Below are 18115 nucleotides of genomic sequence, written 5' to 3'. Positions count from 1 at the left end.
GTAGACCCTCCGTTCGCGACCACAGCCAGCACTCGAGTAGGTAAGGCTCACCGACCCTACCCCGCGGTTCGGTGCGTCGGACCGTGCATCGCGGGAATTCCGGGGCCAGTATGGGTCCATGACGCGTAAGGGTCCCCGGGAAGACATCGACGAGAACGACCTCGTCGTCAGCCACACGAAGGACTACGCGGCCGGCGTGCCGGCCGTGCTCGTATCGATGGAGCGCGCCGTGGAGCAGATGGGCATCGCCCGCACCGCGCGCACCCTCACCCGCCTCAACCAACGCCACGGGTTCGACTGCCCCGGCTGCGCCTGGCCCGAGACGCCCGGACACCGCAAGCCCGCCGAGTTCTGCGAGAACGGCGCCAAGGCGGTCGCCGAGGAGGCCACGCTCCGGACCGTCACCCCCGAGTTCTTCGCCGCGCACCGGATCTCCGAGCTGGATGAGCACACCGACTACTGGTTGGGCCAGCAGGGCCGGCTCGCGCACCCGATGGTGCTGCGCCCCGGCAGCGAGCACTACGAACCGATCGGGTGGGACGACGCCTACCGACTGATCGGCGACCACCTGCGCGGGCTCGGCAGCCCCGACGAGGCCGTGTTCTACACGTCCGGCCGCACCAGCAACGAGGCGGCGTTCCTCTACCAGTTGATGATTCGCAGCTTCGGCACCAACAACATGCCGGACTGCTCCAACATGTGCCACGAGTCGTCGGGCAGCGCGCTCACCGAGGCGATCGGCATCGGCAAGGGCTCGGTGTCGGTACCCGACCTCGAGCAGGCCGATCTCATTCTCATCGCGGGACAGAACCCGGGCACCAACCACCCGCGCATGCTGTCCACCCTCGAGAAGGCGAAGGCCAACGGCGCCAGGATCATTGCGATCAACCCGTTGCCGGAGGCAGGCCTGCGCCGGTTCAAGGACCCCCAGAAGGTCGGCGGCGTCCTCGGCCGCGGAGTCGACATCGCCGACGACTTCCTGCAGATCCGACTCGGCGGGGACATGGCGCTCTTCCAGGGCCTGGGCCGACTGCTGCTCGAGGCCGAGGACCGCGCACCGGGCACCGTCGTCGACCGCGCGTTCGTCGATCGGCACTGCGCCGGGTTCGAGGAGTACGCCGACCACGTGCGCGCCGTCGACCTGGACACCGTCGTGGAGGCGACCGGCCTGACGATGCAGCAACTCGAGGACACCGCCCGCGCGCTGGCCGAATCCGACCGCACCGTCACGTGCTGGGCGATGGGACTCACCCAGCAGGCGCACGCGGTCGCCACCATCCAGGAGGCCGTGAACCTGTTGCTCATGCGCGGCATGATCGGCAAACCGGGCGCCGGCGTGTGCCCGGTCCGCGGCCACTCCAACGTTCAGGGCGACCGCACCATGGGCATCTGGGAGAAGATGCCGGAGGAGTTCCTGGCCGCCCTGGACACCGAGTTCTCGATCGAGAGCCCGCGGCGGCACGGGTGGGACACCGTCGACGCGATCCGGGCGATGCGCGACGGCCGCGCCCGGGTGTTCATGGCAATGGGCGGCAACTTCGTCGCCGCCACCCCGGACACCGCGGCCACCGAGCAGGCGCTGCGGAACTGCGAACTGACCGTGCAGGTTTCGACCAAGCTCAACCGCAGCCACGTCGTGCACGGGCGCACCGCGCTGATCCTGCCCACCCTCGGCCGCACCGACCTCGACGTCCAGGCCACCGGCAAGCAGTTGGTATCGGTGGAGGATTCGATGTCGATGGTGCATCTGTCCCGCGGACGGCTGAAGCCGGTGAGTGAGCACCTGCGCAGCGAGGTCGCGATCGTCTGCCGGCTCGCACGCGAACTGCTCGGGTCCGAGCATTCGGTGCCGTGGGCCGAGTTCGAGGGCGACTACGACCTGATCCGGGATTCGATTTCCCGCGTCGTGCCGGGCTGCGAGGACTACAACACCCGGGTGCGCCAACCCGACGGCTTCCAGCTACCGCATCCGCCGCGAGACGCACGCGAGTTCCGGACCCACACCGGCAGGGCCAATTTCGCGGTCAACGCGCTCGAGTGGGTGCCGACCCCGCCCGGACGGTTGATCCTGCAGACGATGCGCAGCCACGACCAGTACAACACCACGATCTACGGCCTCGACGACCGCTACCGCGGTGTCAAGGGTGGGCGGAAAGTGGTCTTCGTCAGCGCCGCCGACATCGCCGAGATGGGTCTGTCCGACGGGCAATCGGTGGACGTGGTCTCCGAGTGGACCACCGCGGACGACACGGTCGAGGAGCGTCGCGTCCACGACTTCCGGATCGTCGAGTACAGCACGCCCCGCGGCAACGCGGCCGCCTACTACCCCGAGACGAATCCGCTGGTTCCCCTGGATCACGTTGCCGCCAAGTCGAATACACCCGTGTCCAAGGCTATCGTCGTCCGGCTCGAACCGGCCAGGGCCGGCTGATGGGACGCGTCACCGCCCGGCGGCCCGTCCTGCGCATCACCCCGGACGGGACCCGGCACCGCCCGGACACCCTGGCCGTCGAGGAACCTCTCGAGATCCGCCTCGGCGGGCGGTCCCTCACCGTCACGATGCGCACGCCCGGCAACGACATCGACCTGGTCCACGGGTTCCTGCTGGCCGAGGGCATCATCGGCAGCGTCCAGGACGTCTCGGTGATCCGGTACTGCGACGGCGTCGACGACGACGGCGCCAACACCTACAACGTCCTCGACGTCGAACTCGGGCCCGACGTTCCGGATCCGGGCACCCGGGGTCGACGCGAGTTCCTCACCACGTCGGCGTGCGGGGTGTGCGGGAAGGCATCGCTCGACGAGGTCGCGACCCGCAGCCGCTTCACACTGTCCGACAGCACAATCGAGGTCACCGCAGCCGCGCTGTCCTCGATGCCACCCACTCTGCGTCGGGGCCAACGGGTGTTCGAGGCCACCGGCGGGCTGCACGCCGCCGGGTTGTTCACGACCGACGGCGCGCTCCTCGCGCTGCGTGAGGATGTCGGTCGCCACAACGCGGTCGACAAGGTCGTCGGCTGGGCGCTGACCGGGCGCCGGATCCCCCTGTCCGATGCCGTCCTGATCGTCAGTGGCCGGGCCTCGTTCGAACTCGTGCAGAAGGCCGCGATGGCCGGCATCCCACTGCTCGGCGCCGTGTCGGCGCCGTCGTCACTGGCGGTCGACCTGGCCCGGGACCAGGGGATGACACTCGTCGGGTTCCTCCGCGGCGAGAGTATGAACGTCTACACCGGCGAGCACCGCATCAAGCGGTGACGGCACGTCCCGCCCGGGGATCTACGTGCCGACTACCACGTCACCGCGCAGTGCGGCGACGACGATGGTGTCGTCGAACTCGTCGACACCGTCGCCACCCTCCCCACCGGTGAACTCGTGGGCAATCCCCCGCGCTACTCGCAGCTGTTCGGACCGTTCTAGCAGGTGCCCGCGGGTGTCCCCCCCGCCTGCAACTGCTGGAAGAACTGCTCGGCGTCGCCGAAGGAGTCCGCAACCGCGGCGCGATGATCGGCGCCCTCGTAGGTCTTGTAGCCGACCGTCGACCCGCTGTCGCACAACGCCTTCGCCAACGCGTTCGATCCCGGCTCGGCGACCAGCGTGTCGGCGGTGCCCTGCAGGATCATCGTCGGAACCGAGAGCTTCAGCTGCGCCGGCTCCTGCTTCTTCAGGTAGCCGATCAACTTGTCCATATCCGCGCCGGGCGCGAACGCCTGGTCGACGGGCACCGACGGGATCACGTCGCGGATCTGCGCGACGCAGCCGTTGCGGGCCGCGGTCAGCAACGCCTTGGAGGTCGGTGTGACGTACGAATCCGCGTCGATCGACGGATCGGCCGCCTCCGCGCCGAGCAGGATCAGCGGCAGGAACGCGAGGGCCGGTGCCACTGCGGGGTTTCCGGAGGCCAGGTACGCCGGCGTCTGGCTCGTGCCGTTGCCCGGCGCGATCGCGACCGCGCCCCGCAGATCCAGCTCCGGTGCCCGCTCCGCACCCTGCGCGGCGGTGAACAGCGTGGCGTGCCCACCCTGGCTGTGCCCCATCGCGTACCACTGGTTGCTGATCGAATCGTCGAGTTCGCGGCTCGCGCGCACGATGTCGACGACGGCGTTGGCTTCCGTCCCACCGTCCATGTACGGGTGCCCGCCCGGCGTGCCCATGCCGACGTAGTCGGTCTGCACGACGACGTACCCGTCGGCGACGTAGCGATCGAGGGTCTCGTCGACCACGCCGAGGTAGTCGTGCGCGAGGCCGTCGTCCGAATCGGCGGACGGCGCGCAGATGTCGGAGACACCCGTGGTGCCGTGGGCCCAGCTGAGGACGGGCCACCCGCCGTCGGGTGCGGATGTCTTCGGAATCGACAGCGTGCCCGACACGACCACGGGATCGCCCTGCGCGTTCTGCGAGACGTACACGATGAGCTCGCTGCGGGCCGCGCTGGGCAGGACCGGGGCGCCCCGCAATTACTGACTCGACAGCAGCTGACCCGGTTCCAGCGTCGCCGCACCGTCGGCCTCGGCCGAGCTGTTACTGCTGCATCCCGCCGCCACCAGCGCGACCTACGTGGCCGCCACGAGCGCGACCTACGTGGCCGCCACGAGCGTGAAGAGTCCCACGCCCCGTGTGCGGCCGCTCCCGGCCTTCGTCAGTGTGTTCACGAACAACCTCCAGATTAAGAAACGCGTCTTAGCTCGATGAAGTTAGCTCATTCAGTACGCTGTCGGCTATGAATTCGCCGAACGCTCGCGACACGATCCTCGAAGTCGCCGAACGTCTCATCGCCGAACGAGGCATGCACGGGGTGTCCGCGAGGGAGATCGTGAGAACCGCGGGGCAGCGCAACAATTCGGCACTCACCTACCATTTCGGCTCGTGGGACGGCCTGCTCGAAGCGATCTGGCTCGAGCACATGGGCTCCATCAACGCGCTCCGCGCCGACATGCTCGCGAACTCCGGCGACTCCGACCGCCTCGCCCATCTGGTCGCTTGCTACATCCACCCCTTCGTCGCGGAGGTCGCGGCCCGCGAGCCGTCCTACTGGGCACGGTTCAACGAACAGTGGCTCACCGGGGTCCACCTGGACTTCGTCTCGACACCGACATCGCTGGTCCCCGCCGATCCCAGGTACCCCCGGATCGGCGGGATGAAACTACTCCAGGAACTGTTCGCCGGCATCACCGACGAACTCACCCACCTGACTCCCGACGCCCGCGCACGGAGGGTGGCCATGATGGCCCGATTCGTCGTGTCGGCGATGGCCACCTGGGAGCGAGAAGCCACCGCCGGGACGACTCGCGACCTCGAGGCGTTCGAAACCGAGCTGACCTCGCTCGCGATCGCAGTTCTGCGCGCCACCTGAGACGGCCGGATGCTGGTGCACCACATCGGAATCGGAGGGACACTGCCCCGCACGCGCCGCGGGTGCGACGAGGGCCCTGAGCCGACACCGGAACCCGGTCGGCGCACAGCAACGTGCGCCCGGCCGATTCGGACCTGATCCGAATCAACCGGGCGCACGAGGCGTGGTGGAACTGGCGGAGAGTCCTTGTTCAGGACCACCCGGTACCTATGCCGACTTGTCGCGACGCTCCCGCTCCGGCTTGCGCGGCACGATCGTCGGCAGGACGTTGTCGTTGACGGTCTCCGCGGTGACGACCACCTTCGCGACATCGTCACGACTGGGGATGTCGTACATCACCGGGAGCAGGACTTCCTCCATGATCGCGCGCAGCCCACGGGCACCCGTGCCACGGTGGATCGCCTGATCCGCGATCGCCTCCAGCGCGTCCACCGTGAACTCGAGTTCGACGCCGTCCATGTCGAACAGGCGGGTGTACTGCTTGACGAGCGCGTTCTTCGGCTCGGAGAGGATCTTGACCAGAGATTCCTTGTCGAGATTGGTCACCGACGCCACGACCGGAAGCCGGCCGATGAACTCGGGAATAAGACCGAACTTGATCAGGTCCTCGGGCATGACCTCCGCGAAGTGGTCCTGCGTGTCGATCTCGGCCTTCGAGCGGACCTCGGCGCCGAAGCCGATGCCGCGCTTGCCGACCCGATCGGAGACGATCTTTTCGAGACCGGCGAACGCACCCGCCACGATGAAGAGCACGTTGGTGGTGTCGATCTGGATGAACTCCTGGTGCGGGTGCTTGCGCCCACCCTGCGGCGGCACACTCGCCTGCGTGCCCTCGAGGATCTTCAGCAGCGCCTGCTGCACACCCTCACCGGACACGTCCCGCGTGATCGACGGGTTCTCGCTCTTGCGGGCGATCTTGTCGACCTCGTCGATGTAGATGATGCCGGTCTCGGCGCGCTTGACGTCGTAGTCGGCGGCCTGGATCAGCTTCAGCAGGATGTTCTCGACATCCTCACCGACGTATCCGGCCTCGGTCAGTGCCGTCGCGTCCGCGATCGCGAAGGGCACGTTGAGCATCTTCGCCAGCGTCTGCGCGAGGTAGGTCTTGCCGCAGCCGGTGGGGCCGAGCATGAGGATGTTCGACTTCGCCAACTCGACGGTCTCACCGCGCGCGTCCCGACTGCGGTCGCCCGCCTGGATGCGCTTGTAATGGTTGTAGACCGCCACCGCCAACGTCCGCTTCGCAGCGTCCTGACCGATCACATAGTTCTCGAGGAAGTCGCGGATCTCCGCGGGCTTGGGCAGCTCGTCGAGCTTGACCTCACTGGACTCCGCCAGCTCTTCCTCGATGATCTCGTTGCACAGATCGATGCATTCGTCGCAGATGTAGACCCCGGGTCCCGCAATGAGCTTCTTGACCTGCTTCTGGCTCTTACCGCAGAACGAGCACTTGAGCAGATCGCCGCCGTCACCGATGCGTGCCATCTCGTAAGGTCCCTACTTCCTTGTCTACGTGCGAGCACCCTCACCCGAATCCCCGCGGATCGCTGTTCAGCGATCGCGTGCCCTCGGCTCAGGATCGAAGGCCCATGGTGTGACCGTACCCGCAGATCGGGAACGAGGTCGACCAAAAGCCGGTGATTCCCACACGGCGAACACGATTCCGACACATGAATCACATCCGCGTGAAGAACGCGGAATGCCCCAGCTTGACGGGTGTGCACCCCGGTCCGCCGCAATCCGATCACTCGGCGTGTCGGCGAACCGGGATGCCCCACATCACTTCTGGGCGGACAGCTTCCGGTACTGGAGGACGTCGTCGATGATGCCGTACTCCTTCGCCTCTTCCGCCGTCAGAATCTTGTCGCGGTCGGTGTCCTTGCGGATGACGTCCGGATCCCGGCCGGTGTGCTTCGAGAGCGTGGTCTCCATCAGTCGGCGCATGCGCTCGATCTCCGCGGCCTGGATCTCCAGATCGGAGACCTGACCCTGGATGCCACCGGTCGCGGGCTGATGGATCAGCACACGGGCGTTCGGCAGCGCGAGGCGCTTGCCGGGCGTGCCGGCAGCGAGCAGGACGGCCGCGGCCGACGCGGCCTGGCCGAGGCAGACCGTCGTGATGTCGGCCCGCACGTACTGCATCGTGTCGTAGATCGCCATCAGCGACGTGAACGAGCCGCCCGGCGAGTTGATGTACATGGTGATGTCGCGGTCCGGGTCGAGCGACTCGAGCACCAGCAGCTGCGCCATGACGTCGTTCGCCGACGCGTCGTCCACCTGCACGCCGAGGAAGATGATGCGCTCCTCGAACAGCTTGTTGTAGGGGTTGGACTCCTTGACGCCGTAGCTGGAGTGCTCGATGAACGAGGGCAGGATGTAGCGCGACTGGGCGCCGGCCGGAGCCTGGCCGCCGAGCGCGTGGGCGGCACGGGGATCGAAGAGGTTGGTCATCAGTTCTCCAAGATGGTGTGGGCGGAAGGTCGGATGCGTTGCGGGCTAGTTGCCTGCGCCGCCGGCCTGCCGCGCGCGGGTGATGACGTGGTCGACGAAGCCGTACTCGAGCGCTTCCTTCGCGGTGAACCAGCGGTCACGGTCCGAGTCCGCAGTGATCTGCTCGACGGTCTGGCCGGTGTGCTCCGCGATGAGCTCGGCCATCTCGCGCTTGGTGTGCGCGAACTGCTCCGCCATGATCGCGATGTCGGACGCGGTGCCACCGATGCCGGCCGACGGCTGGTGCATCATGATCCGCGCGTGCGGCAGGGCGTACCGCTTGCCCTTGGTGCCGGCCGACAGGAGGAACTGCCCCATCGAGGCGGCCAGGCCCATGCCGAAGGTCGCGACGTCGCACTCGGCGAACTGCATGGTGTCGAAGATCGCCATGCCGGCCGTGACCGAGCCGCCGGGCGAGTTGATGTACAGGGAGATGTCCCGGGTGGGGTCCTCTGCCGACAGCAGCAGGATCTGGGCGCACAGCTTGTTCGCGATGTCGTCGTCCACCTGCGTACCGAGGAAGATGATGCGCTCGCGAAGCAGGCGTTCGTACACCGAGTCGCTGAGATTCAGACCGGAGGTGGCTGAAGTCATGGCGGGATTCTGGTAAGTCACGGTACCTGCCTTCTCGATAAGTCGTTGGTTCCTGACACTGACACTAACGAAGTAGGGCGGCACCGGAGTCCCGGTGCCGCCCTACTTCGCTGAAAGCGGAAATACTCGCGCCCACCGGGGGTGGCAGGCGTCATTCCGCCGGGGTGCTACTTGTCGTCGCCCTCGGCCTCGGCCTCGTCGGCCTCCGCCTCTGCGGTGCCGAACATCTCGGCGGTGTCGATCGTTGCACCGGCGGTGTCGGTGACGGTCGCGGCGTCGACGACACCGGCAAGCGCCTTGCCACGTCGGACGTCCGCGAAGACGGCGCCGAGCTGGTTGGCCTGCTGGATCTGCTGGATGAACTGCTCCGGAGCCATGCCGTAGCGCTGCGCCTGGAACAGGATGCGCTCGGTGAGCTCGTCCTGGCCGACGGTGGTGCCCGCGGCGTCGGCGATGGCGTCGAGCAGCAGCTGGGTCTTCACCGAGCGCTCGGCAGCCTCCTTGGCGTCCGCGTCGAACTGCTCACGCGTGGTGCCCTGCGACTCGAGGAGCTCGTTCAGCTTCTCCTCGTTGTGGTCCAGACCGTGGATCGCGTCGTGCAGCGCGGCGTCGACCTCGGCCTTGACGACGGCCTCGGGCAGCGGGACCTCGACGGTCTCGAGCAGAGCCTCGAGCACCTTGTCGCGGATCTGGCCGGCCTGCTCGACCTTGCGGACGCGTGCGACGCGCTCACGCAGGTCGGCCTCGAGCTCTTCGAGGGTGTCGAACTCGCTTGCCATCTGGGCGAACTCGTCGTCGGCCTCGGGCAGCTCGCGCTCCTTGACGGAACCGACGGTGACGGTGATGACCGCCTCCTGGCCCGCGAACTCGCCGGCGACCAGCTTGGAGGTGAAGTCCTTCGACTCACCGGCCTTGACGCCGACGATGGCCTCGTCGAGGCCCTCGATCAGCTGTCCCGAGCCGACCTCGTGGGACAGACCCGACGCGGTGGCCTCCGGAACGGCCTGGCCGTCGACGGTGGCGGACAGGTCGATCGACACGAAGTCGCCGTCCTGAACCTCACGCTCGACACCCTTCAGGGTGCCGAAGCGCTGACGCAGCGACAGCAGCTGCTCGGCGACTGCCTCGTCGGTGACCTCGATCGGGTCGACCGTGACGGCGACGGTGGAGAAGTCCGGCAGGGTGATCTCGGGGCGGACGTCGACCTCGGCGGTGAACGTGAGCTCCTGGCCGTCCTCGAGCTTGGTGATCTCGATCTCCGGCTGGCCGATGACCTTCACCTCGGAGGCGTTGACGGCCTCGGAGTAGCGGGACGGGAGGGCGTCGTTGACGACCTGCTCGAGCACCGCGCCACGACCGACACGAGCCTCGAGCAGCTTGGCCGGAGCCTTGCCCGGACGGAAGCCGGGGAGACGGATCTGCTGCGCGAGCGCCTTGTAGGCCTTGTCGAAATCAGGCTTGAGCTCCTCGAAGGGCACCTCAACGTTGATACGGACTCGCGTCGGGCTGAGCTGCTCGACGGTGCTCTTCACGGATCTGGCTCCTTCGTGTGGTGGTGCTCTTTGATTCGATATCTCGTGTCTCTTCGTGGCAGGACCGGATTGTCGGCCCTGCCACGCGTCTGGTCGGGGTGACAGGATTTGAACCTGCGACCCTCCGCTCCCAAAGCGGATGCGCTACCAAGCTGCGCCACACCCCGTCAGAACAGGCCTCCGCCAACCTCGCGAGGACCCGAGGCAGAATCCTACGGCCCCCCGATTATGAAATCCAAAGCGAGGTTGGGTACAGTCTCATCTCGCAGACGACATCGCTGGCGATCCCACAAATGTCGTATGCACGGGGATGTAGCTCAATGGTAGAGCCTCAGTCTTCCAAACTGATTACGCGGGTTCGATTCCCGTCATCCCCTCCACACGGAGGAAACCCCCACCGTTCGGATATATGTCCGAACGGTGGGGGTTTTTCTTGTTTCCGCCCCTTCGGAACCCATCACCCATCCGACCCCGCGCCGCCCCCGCCGAGCGCACGCGAATCTGCCGCCCGACCAGACCACCGTCGAGTGACTCTTGTCACATTACTCGGAGCTTCGGCCGCTTCGTGATTCCCGCCGCACACCAGGGATGCCTGACCTAAGTTGGAACCTGTTACAGATTTCCGACTTCCACCCCCGAAGGAGTGCCGGATGCACACCCCACTTTGCGACGATCTCGGAATCGAGTTCCCGATCTTCGCCTTCACCCATTGCCGCGACGTCGTGGTCGCCGTCAGCAAGGCCGGCGGATTCGGCGTTCTCGGCGCCGTGGGGTTCACACCCGAGGAACTCGAGATCGAGCTGAAGTGGATCGACGAGCACATCGGCGACCACCCCTACGGCGTCGACATCGTGATCCCGAACAAGTACGAGGGCATGGACTCGAATCTGTCCGCCGACGAACTGACCAAGATGCTGCAGTCGATGGTGCCGCAGGAGACGCTCGACTTCGCTCGCGGCATCCTCACCGATCACGGTGTCCCCACGCCGGCCGACGGCCGCGAGAACGCGCTGCAGCTGCTCGGCTGGACCGAGGCCACCGCCACCCCGCAGGTCGAGGTGGCACTCCAGCACCCGAAGGTCACGCTGATCGCCAATGCCCTCGGCACCCCGCCCGCGGACATGATCGAGCACATCCACGCGTCGGGCCGGAAGGTCGCGGCGCTGTGCGGATCGCCCTACCAGGCCCGCAAGCACGCGGACGCCGGCGTCGACATCATCATCGCGCAGGGCGGCGAGGGCGGCGGCCACTGCGGCGAGGTCGGCTCGATCGTGCTGTGGCCGCAGGTCGTCAAGGAGGTTGCCCCGATTCCCGTGCTGGCGGCGGGTGGCATCGGCAGCGGCCAGCAGATCGCGGCCGCGCTCGCCATGGGCGCCCAGGGCGCGTGGTCGGGTTCGCAGTGGCTCATGGTCGAGGAGGCCGAGAACACCGCCGTCCAGCAGGCCGCCTACGCGAATGCCAGCAGTCGCGACACGGTGCGCAGCCGCTCGTTCACCGGCAAGCCCTGCCGGATGCTGCGCAACGACTGGACCGAGGCGTGGGAGAAGGCAGGCAACCCGGAGCCCCTCGGCATGCCGCTGCAGTACATGGTGTCCGGCATGGCCGTGGCCGCCACCCACAAGTACCCCGACGAGACCGTCGACGTCGCGTTCAACCCCGTGGGTCAGGTCGTCGGCCAGTTCACCAAGGTGGAGAAGACCGCGGCGGTCATCGAACGTTGGGTGCAGGAGTACCTCGAGGCCACCGGAACCCTGGAGCGTCTGAACGAGGCCGCCAACGCCTGACCGGCACTCGCACTAGTCGGGCAGGAGCGGGACGCTGTCACCACCGTCGCGACCGAGCAGCGCGGCGCGGGTGACCGCGACCGATCCGAATTTCGCCCGCACCGCGTCGAGCGCGCCGTCGAGGCGGACACCGTCGGACTCCTTCGACGAGCTCCCGGTGTCCGGCTCGAACGGCAGCGCGAGCTGTTCGGCGCCTTCCGCGTCCAGGTTCGACAGCGCGACACCGATCAGCGTCAGTCCCCGCTCGGCGATCAACGGCCGCGAATGCTCCAGCAACGATCGCACCGCACCGAGAATGGTCTCGGTTCGTGCCGAGGCCTCGCCGAGGGTCACCGAGCGGGTGGCACGCCCGAAGTCCGCGAACCTCATCCGGATCACCACCGTGCGGCACACCCGTCCGGCCGCCCGCAGACGCCTCGCCACACGGTCCACCAGCGCGGCGGCGATCGTCTCGATCTCGGCGAAGCTTCGCACGCGACGCCCGAGGGCACTCTGCGCCCCGATCGACCGACGCCGTCGCCCCGTCTCGACCCGCCGCGGATCGCGCGCCCACGCCAGCGCGTGCAGGTGCCGGGCGGATCCCGATCCGACCACGGTGGACAGTTCGCGCTCGGACAGCGCCGCGAGTTCCGCGACGGTCCGAACGCCGTATCCGTGCAGCTTCGCGGAGGTCACGGCCCCGACACCCCACAGTCGTTCGATCGGCAGTGGATGCAGGAACTCGAGCTCGCGATCCGGCGGCACCAGCAGCAGCCCGTCGGGTTTCCCCACTGCACTGGCGACCTTGGCCAGGAACTTCGTCCGCGCGATGCCGACCGTGATCGGCAGCCCCACCTGTTCGCGCACGTCTCGGCGCAACCGCTCCGCGATCTGTCGCGGACTGCCGCTGATCCGGCTCAACCCGCCGACGTCGAGGAATGCCTCGTCGATCGAGATGCCCTCGACCAGGGGTGTCGTGTTCCGGAAGACGTCGAACACCTCGCGGCTGGCCCGCGCATACGCGGACATCCGGGGCGGGACGACGATCGCGTGCGGGCATCGCCGCCGCGCCTCCGATCCGCTGCTCGCGGTGCGCACCCCGAACGCCTTCGCCTCGTAGCTGGCCGCGAGGACCACTCCCCCGCCCACGATCACCGGCCACCCCCGCAGGCCCGGATCGTCGCGCTGCTCCACCGAGGCGTAGAACGCGTCCAGATCGGCGTGCAGGATCGTCGCCTCGGCACGCGGCGGCGGGGAACGATCGACGACGTCGGACACGAACATATGTTCGCATCGACCACCGACAGGATTCGAGACACGATCACGCCACGCCCGCCCCCGGTATCCTTGACAATGTCCGATTTGACACCTCCGGAAGGTCCCCCGTGGAACTCCTCCTCATCGTCGCCGTGATCGGCGCCGTCGTCTTTCTGGTGATGAAGAGCCAGAACAAGAACAAGGGCCACTCGGCGAACCAACTCGAAGACGCCAAGGCGGATGCCCGCCAGTCGATCGAGCGCCTGGGTGGCCAGGTCTACAACCTCGTCGGCAGCGACGACGCCTCCAAGCAGGCTCTCGCCGACGCCTCCGAGCGGTACACCGCCGCCGGTTCGCAGATCGAACAGGCCACGACGCCCGTGCAGGCGCGTCTGGCGAAGCAGACCGCACTCGAGGGTCTGTACTACATCCGCGCCGCGCGCTCCGCGATGGGCATGGATCCGGGTCCCGAGATCCCGAGCATCGACGGCCAGAAGTCGGCCGGCTCGGTCACCGAGGACCGCGACATCGAGTTCGAGGGCCGTCAGGTCTCGGCGTCACCCAATCCGTCGGCTCGCACACCCAACTACTACCCCGGCGGCCGCGTCGCCGGACGTCCGGTCCCCGCAGGCTGGTACTCCGAGCCGTGGTGGAAGCCCGCGCTCGTCGCCGGCGCGTGGGGTGTCGGTTCGATGTTCCTGTTCTCTGCGATGTTCTCCGGGATGTCCGGGGTGGGATACGACGCGCAGGGGTTCGCCGACGGCTACGGCGACGGCTACCAGGACGGCATGGACGCAGCCGACGGTGACGGCGGCGATGCCGGCACTGACGGCGGAGACGGCGGAGACGGCGGAGACGCTGGCGGCGATGTCGACTACGGCGCCGCGGGCGACGGCGGCGGCGACTACGGCGGAGACTGGGGCGGCGGAGATTTCGGCGGAGGCGATTTCGGGGGCTTCGACTTCTAGTCGGCCTGACAACCGGGGCACCAGAACAGGTTGCGCCCCTTCATAACCGAGTGAGAGATCGGCGTGCTGCAGATGCGGCACGCCGATCCTGCTCTGCGGTAGGTGTAGGTCCGCGGCCGGTCCTTCGCGTACGACGGCTCGCCGTGGTCGTCCTCGGGCCGCACGACGTGCATCCTGCCGCGGCGGACCCCGACCTTCATCAGTTCGACGAGGTCGTCCCACATCGCGTCGAACTCGGCGCGGCTGACGCGCTTGCCGGGCCGCTCCGGGTGGATCCCGTGCCGGAACAGGACCTCGGCACGGTAGACGTTGCCGACGCCGGCCAACACGGCCTGATCCATCAGCATCGCGCCGATCGGTGTCTGCGACTTCGAGATCCGCGCCCACGCCCGGTCCGGGTCGGCGTCCTTGCGCAGCGGATCGGGACCCAGGCGGGCCTCGATCGCGGCGACCTGCGGCGGATGCAGCACCTCACAGGCGGTGGGACCGCGCAGGTCGGTGCCGAACTCGGCGCCGATCATGCGCATCCGGACCTGCCCGACGGGCGCCTCGAGCGGGAGCGCGGACTCGGTGAACTTGCCGTACAACCCCAGGTGGACGTGCACCACGAGACCGTTCTCGTAGTGGTGCCACAGGTGCTTGCCCCACGCGTCGGAACGCACGAGGGCGCGGCCGTCGATCAGGGCCGCGTCCTCGGCAAATCTGCCCTGCGGGCTCGACACGTACACCGGCGATCCCGCGAAACGCTGCTGATGCAGGCGCGCGAGACGGTGGAGAGTGTGGCCCTCGGGCACGTTCTGCTTACCTGTTCGTTCAGGCTTCGGGGGCCGCGGGCACGGCCGGCGCCACACCCGTCTTCTCGTACTCGGCGAGGATGTCGATGCGACGCTGGTGACGCTCCTCGTCGGACCACTCGGTGGCGAGGAAGGCGTCGACGATCGCGAGGGTCTCCTCGAGGGAGTGCATGCGGCCGCCGATGCCGATGAGCTGCGCGTTGTTGTGCTGGCGGGCCAGCTGCGCGGTCTCGACGCTCCACGCGAGGGCGCAGCGGGCGCCAGGAACCTTGTTCGCGGCGATCTGCTCACCGTTGCCGCTGCCACCGAGGACCAGGCCCAGGCTGCCCGGATCGGCGACGACGCGGCGGGCCGCCTCGATGCAGAAGGCCGGGTAGTCGTCGACGGCGTCGTAGACGTGTGCACCGCAGTCGATGGCCTCATGGCCGTTCGCGGTGAGGTGTTCGATGATCTGGTTCTTGCGTTCGAAGCCGGCGTGGTCGGCACCCAGGTATACGCGCATGACCTCAATTCTGACAGGTCACGTCGCCGCGGCGATCGTGGGGACTCGAGGAGGAGAAACCCGCGCGTCGAGTCACCCGGTACCGGCGCCGGGAGCGCCGGCCCGTCGAAACGTCGATCCACGCCAGGTGGGCATGGGCCGCTTTCCCACCGCGACCTCGAGCGCCGCGCGTCCGGAGAGCCGCGTGGAATCCAGAATCGGCAGTGGCGAGTGCTCGGGCCGCACGAGCAGAGGAATCTCGGTACACACCAACGCAACCGCGTCGCAGCCGGCGGAAGCGAGCCTCTCGATGAGTGCGACGAACGACGCCCGCGTCTGTGGCCGGAAATCCCCGTGGACCAGTTCGTCGAAGACTGCCGAGCGGACCATGGCCTGATCGGCGGTATCCGGAACGACGGCGTCGATGCCCCGTGCGGCCAGTTCTCGGGGGTACAGCGGTCCCTGCATCGTGAAGCGCGTTCCCAGGATGCCGACGCGGGCGTGCCCGGCCTGCTGGGCAGCATCCGCGACGATGTCGACCAGATGCAGCCCGGGCAGGGCGAGGTGATCACCGTCGGCCTCGAGAGCGAGATGCGCCGTGTTGTCCGGGCAGACGAAGAAGTCGCACCCGGCTCGCGCGAGGCGTTCGACACTGGTGGCGAGCACCGCACGCACCCTCTCTCTCGCCCCCGGAACGGTCACTCGGCGACCGGACCTCAGTCGAACTGGGGATCCTCGGTGCGGGTCCGCTTGAGCTCGAAGAAGTGCGGGTACGACGCCAGGGCGACGGTGCCGTCCCACACCTTGCCGGCATCCTCACCGCGCGGGATGCGCGAGAGGACCGGGCCGAAGAACGCGGTGCCGTTGACGTGGATGGTGGGGGTACCGACGTCGTCGCCGACCTTGTCCATGCCGGCGTGGTGGCTGCGGCGCAGTTCGGCGTCGAACTCGTCGGTGTCGGCGGCCGCCGCCAGCTCGGCGGGCAGGCCCAGTTCGGCGAGGGACTCGACGACGACGTTCGTCAGATCCTGGTCGCCGCCGTTGTGGATCCGCGTGCCCATCGCCGTGTAGAGCGGCAGCAGGATGTCGTCGCCGCGCTGCTGGGCCGCCGCGATGAGAACCCGCACCGGGCCCCAGGCCTTGCCCATCTTCTCGCGGTACTCCTCGGGAAGCTCGCGTCCCTCGTTGAGGACGGCGAGGCTCATGACGTGGAATTTGGCCTCGATGTCGCGGACCTCGGTCACCTCGAGGATCCAGCGCGACGTGATCCAGCACCAGGGGCACAGCGGGTCGAACCAGAAGTCGACGGTGTCCTTCTTGCCGGTCTTGCCGGAGTTTGTCTGTGCTTCCGCGCTCACGCGTGTCTCCCTCGTTCTGCGGTGCGACAGATCCACGTCACACCTCTCGATTGATAGACAACCATGCGCGTGCGGGAATGCTTCCCGCACACCTCGGAGCAACGTTACTGTCGATGGAGGACAGCCAGTAGCCACACTGGAACGGAGCCTCCCCGTGACATCCCACGAGTCATCGAATCGCACGTTCGTCATCGTCGGCGGCGGCCTGGCCGGCGCCAAGATCGCAGAATCGTTGAGAGACAGAGATTTCGACGGGTCCATCGTCCTCCTCAGCCAGGAGGACCATCTCCCCTACGAGCGACCACCACTTTCCAAGGAACATGTCGCCGGCAAGAAGGAGCTGCCCGATTTCACCGTCCAGCACGGGGACTGGTACCGAGACCACCACGTGGACCTGCGTCTGGGCACCACCGCGACGGCGCTCGATCGCGACCGCAAGTGCGTGGTGCTGCCGGACGGTTCGACACTCGGCTACGACCGACTCGCGCTCGCGACCGGATCCCGTTCGCGTCGCCCACCGATCCCCGGCGCCGACGCGGCGGGCGTGCACTACCTGCGCACCATCGACGAATCCGACGCCCTGATCGCGGCGCTCTCCCCGGGAGCCCGACTGGTGATCGTCGGCGCGGGCTGGATCGGACTCGAGATCGCGTCGGGGGCGCGCGGTCGCGATGTCGCGGTCACGATCGTGGAGTCGGCCGAATTGCCGCTGCTCGCAGCGCTGGGCAGGGAGATGGGTGCCGTGTTCGCCGATCTGCACCGCGAACACGGCATCGACTTCCGTTTCGGGTCCAAGGTCGAGGAGATCACCGTCACCGACGGGCGTGCGGACGGCGTCCGACTGGGCGACGGGACGGTGCTGCCCGCCGACGCGGTGCTGGTCGCTGTCGGCGCGCAACCCAACATCGAGATCGCCGAGGCCGCCGGGCTTTCGGTCGACGGTGGCATCCTCGTGGACGGCACGCTCACCACGAGCGACCCGGACATCGTCGCGGTCGGCGACATCGCCGCCCAGCAACATCCGCTGCTGGCGGCCCGCGTCCGCGTCGAACACTGGGCCAACGCGCTGAACCAGCCCGCGATCGCGGCCGCGACCATGCTCGGCCACCCGGTCGAGTACACCAACCTGCCGTACTTCTTCACCGACCAGTACGACCTGGGCATGGAATATGTGGGCTGGGCACCGAAGTACTCGAAGGTGGTGACCCGCGGCGACGTCGGAGCACGAGAGTTCCTGGCGTTCTGGCTCGACGAGGAGAACCGGGTGCTCGCCGGCATGAACGTCAACATCTGGGATGTCACCGACGACATCAAGGCGCTCGTCGCGTTCTCCGGTCCTGTCGACCCCACCCGGCTCGCCGACCCCGCCGTCCCCCTCACCGAACTCGCCACCTGACCCCGCGATTTGCGCACTTCTCGGTGCCGCGGGTGCCCGCGTCGCAACGATAAGTGCGCAAATCGCGAGAGGAGGGCGGCGCGTGATGGGATAGCGGGGAGTCGATTGTCCATCCGTGATGAGGAGATCTTT

Annotated in this window: 15 protein-coding genes, 2 tRNA genes and 1 pseudogene; 7 read left to right on the top strand and 11 right to left on the bottom strand. The window is 67.8% G+C overall.

Annotated elements, in window-relative coordinates; translation table 11 throughout:
- The first annotated feature begins 118 nt into the window (after positions 1-118).
- Positions 119-2431: an FdhF/YdeP family oxidoreductase gene (locus tag J2X34_RS20145; protein ID WP_429519375.1), complete on the top strand. Its 2313-nt coding sequence runs from the start codon at positions 119-121 to the stop codon at positions 2429-2431.
- Complete coding sequence (gene fdhD, locus J2X34_RS20140; RefSeq protein WP_114719032.1) at positions 2431-3255, top strand: formate dehydrogenase accessory sulfurtransferase FdhD; 825 nt, start codon at positions 2431-2433, stop codon at positions 3253-3255. Before J2X34_RS20145 ends, fdhD begins: the two co-directional genes overlap by 1 nt.
- 158 nt (positions 3256-3413) lie before the next feature.
- On the opposite strand, the pseudogene J2X34_RS20135 reads toward fdhD, so the two are convergent.
- Positions 3414-4544 (bottom strand): annotated as a pseudogene (locus J2X34_RS20135) (alpha/beta hydrolase family protein).
- Between the two features lie 173 nt (positions 4545-4717).
- Here J2X34_RS20135 and J2X34_RS20130 point away from each other — a divergent pair.
- Positions 4718-5350, top strand: coding sequence for a TetR/AcrR family transcriptional regulator (locus J2X34_RS20130; protein WP_114719030.1), 633 nt, complete (start codon positions 4718-4720; stop codon positions 5348-5350).
- A 207-nt stretch (positions 5351-5557) separates the two neighbouring features.
- Here J2X34_RS20130 and clpX read toward each other — a convergent pair whose 3' ends face one another.
- The 5 genes from clpX to J2X34_RS20105 all read right to left on the bottom strand — a co-directional run bounded on the left by clpX (position 5558) and on the right by J2X34_RS20105 (position 10133).
- The gene (gene clpX / locus J2X34_RS20125) at positions 5558-6835 is read right to left on the bottom strand and encodes an ATP-dependent Clp protease ATP-binding subunit ClpX (RefSeq protein ID WP_114719029.1); all 1278 of its coding nucleotides are present in this window, start codon (positions 6833-6835) and stop codon (positions 5558-5560) included.
- Between the two features lie 294 nt (positions 6836-7129).
- Complete coding sequence (locus J2X34_RS20120; RefSeq protein ID WP_114719028.1) at positions 7130-7801, bottom strand: ATP-dependent Clp protease proteolytic subunit; 672 nt, start codon at positions 7799-7801, stop codon at positions 7130-7132.
- A gap of 45 nt (positions 7802-7846) precedes the next feature.
- Entirely contained in the window at positions 7847-8455 is a 609-nt protein-coding gene (locus J2X34_RS20115) for an ATP-dependent Clp protease proteolytic subunit (protein WP_407983947.1), read from the bottom strand.
- Positions 8456-8601: 146 nt separating this feature from the next.
- A complete protein-coding gene (gene tig, locus J2X34_RS20110) occupies positions 8602-9966 on the bottom strand; it encodes a trigger factor (RefSeq protein WP_429519371.1) in 1365 nt (454 codons plus the stop codon).
- Between the two features lie 90 nt (positions 9967-10056).
- A tRNA-Pro gene (locus J2X34_RS20105) sits at positions 10057-10133 on the bottom strand.
- Between the two features lie 139 nt (positions 10134-10272).
- Here J2X34_RS20105 and J2X34_RS20100 point away from each other — a divergent pair.
- Together J2X34_RS20100 and J2X34_RS20095 are read left to right on the top strand one after the other, a co-directional pair.
- Positions 10273-10346 (top strand) — tRNA-Gly (locus J2X34_RS20100).
- A 270-nt stretch (positions 10347-10616) separates the two neighbouring features.
- Entirely contained in the window at positions 10617-11750 is a 1134-nt protein-coding gene (locus J2X34_RS20095; RefSeq protein WP_429519369.1) for a nitronate monooxygenase, read from the top strand.
- Between the two features lie 12 nt (positions 11751-11762).
- Here the strand turns inward: J2X34_RS20095 and dinB are convergent, their stop codons facing one another.
- On the bottom strand, positions 11763-13013 hold the full coding sequence (gene dinB, locus J2X34_RS20090) for a DNA polymerase IV (protein ID WP_429519368.1): 1251 nt from the start codon (positions 13011-13013) through the stop codon (positions 11763-11765).
- A gap of 101 nt (positions 13014-13114) precedes the next feature.
- Here dinB and J2X34_RS20085 point away from each other — a divergent pair, with 101 nt between their 5' ends.
- On the top strand, positions 13115-13954 hold the full coding sequence (locus J2X34_RS20085) for a DUF1542 domain-containing protein (RefSeq protein WP_429519366.1): 840 nt from the start codon (positions 13115-13117) through the stop codon (positions 13952-13954).
- Here J2X34_RS20085 and J2X34_RS20080 read toward each other — a convergent pair.
- The 4 genes from J2X34_RS20080 to J2X34_RS20065 all read right to left on the bottom strand — a co-directional run bounded on the left by J2X34_RS20080 (position 13951) and on the right by J2X34_RS20065 (position 16587).
- On the bottom strand, positions 13951-14748 hold the full coding sequence (locus J2X34_RS20080) for an Fpg/Nei family DNA glycosylase (protein WP_429519364.1): 798 nt from the start codon (positions 14746-14748) through the stop codon (positions 13951-13953). The two genes, J2X34_RS20085 and J2X34_RS20080, sit on opposite strands and share 4 nt — an antisense overlap.
- Positions 14749-14767: 19 nt before the next feature.
- Positions 14768-15250 carry a ribose-5-phosphate isomerase gene (locus tag J2X34_RS20075; RefSeq protein WP_031936551.1) on the bottom strand — a complete coding sequence of 161 codons (483 nt, stop codon included), beginning with the start codon at positions 15248-15250 and terminating at the stop codon, positions 14768-14770.
- A gap of 72 nt (positions 15251-15322) precedes the next feature.
- Complete coding sequence (locus J2X34_RS20070) at positions 15323-15904, bottom strand: aspartate/glutamate racemase family protein (protein WP_429519463.1); 582 nt, start codon at positions 15902-15904, stop codon at positions 15323-15325.
- 41 nt (positions 15905-15945) lie between these two features.
- Complete coding sequence (locus J2X34_RS20065; RefSeq protein WP_174911468.1) at positions 15946-16587, bottom strand: DsbA family oxidoreductase; 642 nt, start codon at positions 16585-16587, stop codon at positions 15946-15948.
- 154 nt (positions 16588-16741) lie between these two features.
- On the opposite strand from J2X34_RS20065, the gene J2X34_RS20060 reads away from it, so the two are divergent.
- Complete coding sequence (locus J2X34_RS20060) at positions 16742-17983, top strand: NAD(P)/FAD-dependent oxidoreductase (RefSeq protein WP_429519361.1); 1242 nt, start codon at positions 16742-16744, stop codon at positions 17981-17983.
- Positions 17984-18115 lie beyond the last annotated feature (132 nt).

Source organism: Rhodococcus sp. BE178, assembly GCF_050433545.1.
Classification (GTDB): Bacteria; Actinomycetota; Actinomycetes; order Mycobacteriales; family Mycobacteriaceae; genus Prescottella.
The sequence above is the reverse complement of the archived record's forward strand: the minus strand, read 5'-3'. Positions and strand labels throughout refer to the sequence as shown.

Coding starts and splice junctions, on each gene's coding strand:
- fdhD (WP_114719032.1), top strand. CDS start 2,431: ATGGGACGCGTCACCGCCCGGCGGCCCGTCCTGCGCATCACCCCGGAC.
- J2X34_RS20130 (WP_114719030.1), top strand. CDS start 4,718: ATGAATTCGCCGAACGCTCGCGACACGATCCTCGAAGTCGCCGAACGT.
- dinB (WP_429519368.1), bottom strand. CDS start 13,013: ATGTTCGTGTCCGACGTCGTCGATCGTTCCCCGCCGCCGCGTGCCGAG.
- clpX (WP_114719029.1), bottom strand. CDS start 6,835: ATGGCACGCATCGGTGACGGCGGCGATCTGCTCAAGTGCTCGTTCTGC.
- J2X34_RS20145 (WP_429519375.1), top strand. CDS start 119: ATGACGCGTAAGGGTCCCCGGGAAGACATCGACGAGAACGACCTCGTC.
- J2X34_RS20075 (WP_031936551.1), bottom strand. CDS start 15,250: ATGCGCGTATACCTGGGTGCCGACCACGCCGGCTTCGAACGCAAGAAC.
- J2X34_RS20120 (WP_114719028.1), bottom strand. CDS start 7,801: ATGACCAACCTCTTCGATCCCCGTGCCGCCCACGCGCTCGGCGGCCAG.
- J2X34_RS20095 (WP_429519369.1), top strand. CDS start 10,617: ATGCACACCCCACTTTGCGACGATCTCGGAATCGAGTTCCCGATCTTC.